The 5,465-nt window shown below is 67.7% G+C and carries 6 protein-coding genes; 1 reads left to right on the plus strand and 5 read right to left on the minus strand.

Annotated features, from left to right (window positions below; translation table 11 throughout):
- Nucleotides 1-119: 119 nt before the first annotated feature.
- The 4 genes from ADK52_RS05875 to ADK52_RS05890 are packed head-to-tail and all read right to left on the minus strand — an operon-like array spanning nt 120 to nt 3,398.
- Nucleotides 120-1,355: a tyrosine-type recombinase/integrase gene (locus ADK52_RS05875; RefSeq protein WP_053688715.1), complete on the minus strand. Its 1,236-nt coding sequence runs from the start codon at nt 1,353-1,355 to the stop codon at nt 120-122.
- Nucleotides 1,356-1,366: 11 nt separating this feature from the next.
- Nucleotides 1,367-1,561 carry an excisionase family DNA-binding protein gene (locus tag ADK52_RS05880; RefSeq protein WP_053688711.1) on the minus strand — a complete coding sequence of 65 codons (195 nt, stop codon included), beginning with the start codon at nt 1,559-1,561 and terminating at the stop codon, nt 1,367-1,369.
- On the minus strand, nt 1,558-2,949 hold the full coding sequence (repSA, locus tag ADK52_RS05885; RefSeq protein ID WP_053688716.1) for a replication initiator protein RepSA: 1,392 nt from the start codon (nt 2,947-2,949) through the stop codon (nt 1,558-1,560). Before repSA ends, ADK52_RS05880 begins: the two co-directional genes overlap by 4 nt.
- Before the next feature lie 26 nt (nt 2,950-2,975).
- Nucleotides 2,976-3,398 carry a hypothetical protein gene (locus tag ADK52_RS05890; protein ID WP_053688712.1) on the minus strand — a complete coding sequence of 141 codons (423 nt, stop codon included), beginning with the start codon at nt 3,396-3,398 and terminating at the stop codon, nt 2,976-2,978.
- Between the two features lie 167 nt (nt 3,399-3,565).
- On the opposite strand from ADK52_RS05890, the gene ADK52_RS05895 reads away from it, so the two are divergent.
- The gene (locus ADK52_RS05895) at nt 3,566-3,922 is read left to right on the plus strand and encodes a GntR family transcriptional regulator (protein WP_053688713.1); all 357 of its coding nucleotides are present in this window, start codon (nt 3,566-3,568) and stop codon (nt 3,920-3,922) included.
- Nucleotides 3,923-4,051: 129 nt separating this feature from the next.
- On the opposite strand, the gene ADK52_RS05900 is transcribed toward ADK52_RS05895, so the two are convergent.
- A complete protein-coding gene (locus tag ADK52_RS05900; RefSeq protein ID WP_159045852.1) occupies nt 4,052-5,269 on the minus strand; it encodes a helix-turn-helix domain-containing protein in 1,218 nt (405 codons plus the stop codon).
- Nucleotides 5,270-5,465: the final 196 nt, after the last annotated feature.

Genomic DNA, 5,465 nt, shown 5'->3' on the forward strand with positions numbered 1-5,465 from the left:
GGGGCAACCCCTCACGAGTTCGAATCTCGTATCCTCCGCCAGTGCCTCACCGGGCACTTGAAGGCCCCGACCGGGAAACCGGCCGGGGCCTTCTGCGTTGCTCCGTCTCACTTTCCGTCTCAGTTGTCCTGGGACGGGCCCCACAGCACTTCGCCGACCTGCCCGGCAGCTTTCTTCAGGAGCGGCGCGGTCACGTGCATGTACCGGGCTCGCATCCGGGCAGCACCACCCGGCTCCCATCCCATGATCGCGTCGACGACGACATCCGGGACGCCCAGGAGCAGGAGGACCGTCGCCGCTGTGTGGCGTGCGTCATGGAGTCGCCCATCCCGTACCCCCGCATCCTGAAGCAGCTGCTTCCACCGGTGGTAGTCCGTGTTCGGGATCAGCGGTCCGCCCGTGGGCGAGGCGAAGACGTAGCCAGTGCCTTCCCAATCCGTGCCGGCCGCTGCCTGCTCCCGCATCTGCTCTTCCTTGTGCGCGCGGAGCAGCTTGATCAGCGGATCGGGCAGCCCGATCGTCCGGCGTCCGGCACGAGACTTCGTGTTCTTGTATTCACGGCGGATCTGCTCGCGCTGCGGGCAGTACCCAGGCTTCCGGCCGCAGGGCTCCGAGCAGCCGTGCTGATACTTCGGGCGAAGCCTGTTCTTACGCGTCCGCAGATACCCGGCGTCCAGGTCGACATCCTCCCAGTGGAGTCCGAGCGCCTCCCCCTGTCGCAGGCCGAGCGCCAGGGCGACGACCCACCGGGCGCTGTTCCGGAGTTTGGAAGCCTCCAGCAGCAGCCGCTGAACCTCCTCGATGCCGTACGGCTCGATGTCCTCCTCTTCGAGTCGGGGCGCCTTGGCGATCTCCGCTGCGTTCGTGGCGACGTGACCTCGCCGCACTGCTTCACCGAGCGCGACCCGGATGGTCCGGTGGACGTGGTGCGCGGTGGCGGCCTTGCTCCCGGACTTCTGCATCTTGGCGTAGAAGGTCTCCAGGTGTTCCGGCTCCAGGCGGTCGAGCCGATGGGCTCCGAGCCCAGGGACCAGGTGCACGCGAACGTCCACCTCGTAGCCGTCGTAGGTGTTCTCCGAAACGTACTTCTGGGCAATGTTGTAGACCCAGTGCTCCGTCCAGGTCTTGACCGTCCAGCGCTGTCCGGCCTTGGGCAGCTTGTTGGCGTCCCGCTTCTTCTCCATCTCGCGGACGGCCTTAACCACCTCGGCCTGAGTTTTCCGCTCGACGTGGCGCCGGTCCGGCCGGCCATCGTCCCGAACTCCGACGGTCACGCGGCCATGCCACTTTCCGTCCTTGCCGAAGTAGATCGAGGACGCCCCGTTGGGCTGCCGGGTCCGCTTCTTCTCGGTCACGAGCACCCCCCTCAGGCCGCGGTACGGAGCTTGGCGACGTACGTGGGCAGCGCGTCCGGCGGTATGCGCCGCAGACGGCCCACGGTGACCGATTCGAGCGCCCCGGAGGCCACGAGGGCGAAGCACGTCGTACGGCCGATCCGCAGGCGGCGGGCAGCCTCCTCGACCGTCAGCAGGACGAGCGTGGGGTCATGCGGGTCGTTCACGGGCCCTCCTCAGGGTCGAGCGCGGCGCATGCCTCCCGGGCGACGTCGCGGTTGGTCTTGATGTCGTTAGCGATGCTCGCGGCGAGCCAGGACTCGCCCGGCGTGTGGCCATGGCCCGCGTAGGTCCAGTGCGCGAGGACGAGCGTGGAGCCCTCCGAGGCGTCATCGGGGTCAGGCAGGCCGCGTTCACGGCGCTCCTGGGCGGCGCGGAAGTCCGCGCGGGTCCGGCGGAGAGCTCCGAGGGTGGTCGAGTAGGCGCGGGACTTGGTGGAGAAGTGGCCGCGGAAGCCGAGCATGTGCGACCAGTGCGCAAGCAGCCGGTCCGGGTAGGCGGCATCCAGAGCCCAGCAGGCTTCGATCAGGCGCCGGGTGTGGGCGGGCAGGTGGAGCTTGTCCAGCTCTGCCAGCTCCCCGATGCGCCGGTCGGCGGTGCCCGTCGTCTCAGCGGCCTTGGTCGCGTACTTCGCGACGTAGGAGGCAACCGCGGTTTCGGTCAGCTCCTCGTGTCCGAGACCGCCGATGGGCTGGACATCGACCTGCGTGCCCCAGCCGAGGACCCGGGCGGGGAAGTCGCCGGAGGCGGGAACAGTGACGGCGACTCTGCCCGCCGCAGCCCGGATCGCATCATCAAGCAGGCCGACCGACGCCCAGGCGGGCGGAGCAGCGTCGGGCCCGTCCGGTCCGTCGAGACGTACGACGGTATGGAAGTGGACCGCCCCACGCTTCTGGAACTCGGCCACCTTCCCGAAGGAAACCCGGCACGACTCCTTCAGCGCCGTCTGCGTGATCCCGGCGCGGGCGGCGATCTCCCGGCGCAGGTAGATCGTGAAGCGCTGCCAGAGCTGTCCGGCGTAGTTGTTCCACAGCACCGCGCCCGCGTAGTCGTACCGGCTGGGATCCAGCGCTGTGCCCAGCAGCGGGTCAGTCTCGGCGTGGACGGTGCCGCAGCGGCAGCGGCAGCGGCCGGAAGACGGACGGCTGTGGACCGGGCCGAAGGACGGGGCCGTGAGGGTGGCGAACACCCGGGGGTGCTCCCGAACCGTCACGGGCACCTGCTTGGTCTCGTCGCCGGTGATCCCGGCCCGGATCAGGTGGTAGGTATCCCCCGCGTACGTCCAGGCACAGGACGGGCAGCGGGAGGCCCGCCGGTTGCCGCAGGCGACCCGTAACCGGCCGCCGGGCTCATCAGCGGTCGAGTACGAGTACAGGACATCCCCAGTGCGGCGGTCCCGGGTCACGGTCGAGCCGGACAGGTGGATCGGGTCCGAGCAGCCACCGGTACGGCGGACCTGCTCCCGCCAGCGATCGAAGCCAGGATCGGCAGCGACCCGCAGAAGGTCAGCGAGGGTGAGCGGATCGGTGCCCAGAGAGGCCGCAGCATCAGCCACGGCCTCGGGAGCGACGGGCAACCGGATCACGCAGCCACCGCCATGAGAGGGGCTACCTCGTAGATCGGCCGGTCCGAGCGCTCCAGGGCAGCGGCGCTGACTTCCGTGACGTGCCCGATCGTGACCATGGAAGCCGTGCGCTGAGCCAAGTCGAACCGCTTCTGGACGGGGAAGCGAGCGACATGAGCAGCCGTGTGGCGCGGCCTTGCCTCGTCCTCCACCCAGAGCCGCATGTACCCGCTGGCGCAAGCAGCCGATCGGTACAGCTCTTCCAGCCCCAGACGCTCAGCGCCCTGAAGGATCCAGCCGCACAGCTTCTCGTCGTCGCCCCGGCGATAGCGGTACGCAGTCGGCATCTCCGAGGCGTACAGAGCCACGGTGCGTTCCATGTTCGACAGGTCGCGGACCGAGACCGGGGCGGACTCCACAGCCTCAAGTAATGCGGGCATGATGAAAGCTCCCTTCCAGGGACGGGAGCGGCGGACTGCTTGGCGGTAGGGCGCCGCTCCCAGCTAGACATCTCTAACTTCTCTTGTGTTACCTAGATTAGTAGAGATGGCGAAGAGCACAAGCCTCCGGGGCAGACTTCTTTAGATCACTTAGATAACCTGGGTTTGTGACCGTGAGCCCAGATGATCCCCGCAGCGCCTACGCGCAGGTGGCCGACGACCTTCGACGGCAGATCGCAAGCGGAGGCCTGACGGCCGGCCAGCGGCTCGACGGGAACGCCAAGTTGGCCGAGCGGTACGGCGTTGCAGCCATGACCGTTCGGCACGCGTTGGACATCCTTCGCGATGAAGGCTTGATTGTGAGCCAGCAAGGACGCGGCACCTTTGTCGCCAGCGACCCGCCCGCAGTCGAGACGGAGCAGGCCCCGACCCTGGCCAACGAGCTGGCCGAGATCAAGGCCGCACTCGAGCTCATCAACTCGCGGCTCGACCGCCTTGAAGGGCACGTGGCCGATCTTCCGTGACCGCAGCAGACACACGATCCACGCGTTGCGCTGCCTCAGCCAGCTTCTTCCGGATCTCGTGCAGCTCCACGAGTAATCGCGCTTTCTCTGCCACCCTCACGGCGACGGCCCCCTCTCCGTCCGGCTTGATCAGCTGAGCTTCATGTGTCCGGCCAGACGCCGGATCTCCTCCGTGCGGGCATTCCGGTTGGCAGACCGCAGGTCGTCTACCAGGTTCCGGGCGACGGGCCGGTTGCGTACGTGCTGAGGAGCCACCGCGTCAGCACGGAGGATGGAGCCCGCCGCTGCCTCGGCCTTCCCGTTCATCATCTGACCGGCCGCCGTGCAGACCCAGAAGTGAGACTGCCTCTCTCCCGAGGCGATGTGCATGACGTCGACCAATTCGGACCGGGAAAGCACGTCGCGCGGGTGCCCCAGCTCTAGGCTGACTTCCACGCTGTGGATCTCCGCATTCACCGCGTTGAACTGGGTTTGGAAGACGTTGCCGTCGGCAGGGAGGTTCGCGGCTGTCCGGCGAGCCTCGGCAAGGTGGGACTCCGCTTCGGAACGGTCCCACAGACGCGACCAGGCCACGGCGGCTCGGAGGTGCATGGCACCCCACAAGGAGCGGATGTTCTCGTCCGCGGTCGAGAGATCCGGTTCGAGGTCGTCCAGGGCTCGGAGCGCCATGTCCCGCGCTGCCGCCACTTCCCCTTCGTAGAGCCAAACCCCGCAGAGGTCCCAACGAGCAGCAGCTCGAAGCGCCGGCGACTCAGCGCGCTCAGCCGCGACCAGCTCACGCTGGACAGCACTCCAACCAAGGTCGTGATGACCGAGCAGGTTCGAGGAGACGCGGGCCATGTGGCTGGCTCGGAGCATCAGCGACTCGGCGCGGGCGAGATCGTCGCCATCCGCCACGTCGCAGGCAACGATGAGATCGCGAAGGATCTGGGGGAGGACATCACCGAGGGCCGTGAACTTGGCGTCCTGACGGAGTCGCTCGGCGGCCTCCACCCGCACCGAGATCTCCGCAAGAGACGGGGGCTCGATACCACCGAGGAGAAGGGCGCCTCCGGGCATCGTGGCCTGCTGAAGAGCAAGACGAAGGCCGGGGATAGCAGCGTGGCCCGAGTCGAGTTCCGAGGAGTCGTGGCGGTAAGGCTGTCCTGTCAGCTCGATGACCTCGATGTCGAGGGCTTCGGCGAGCTGCCCAACAACGCTCATACGATCTAGCGGAAGCCGTCCGGTCTCCACCTTTGAGACCCAGCTGACCGAGCGCCCTACAGCTGCTGCCAGCTGCGCTTGGTCCCAGCCAAGTCGGCGGCGTGCTCGTGCCACCCTTTGCCCTGTGCTCAGTTCGGCCCCCACGATGGGCTCCCTTCGACTCTACGAAGGTACTCGCGCCCCCAGGACGGCACTGTCAGAAAAAGTGCCAGTGATCGCACGAAGTGCCATGGCCCGCAGGCCTGTTACAGGTTTCTCTACCTCATCAAGGCGGCTCGCTCCGCTCGCCGCGCGCGTTCCCGGCTCACCGCCGGGCCCCGACGCTCCGTGCCTTCGGCAC

Origin of the sequence: Streptomyces sp. WM6372, assembly GCF_001279655.1 — a bacterium.
Classification (GTDB): domain Bacteria; phylum Actinomycetota; class Actinomycetes; order Streptomycetales; family Streptomycetaceae; genus Streptomyces.

Excerpts from the sequence above, each read along its gene's own strand:
- ADK52_RS05890 (WP_053688712.1), bottom strand. The coding sequence starts at position 3,398 with ATGCCCGCATTACTTGAGGCTGTGGAGTCCGCCCCGGTCTCGGTCCGC.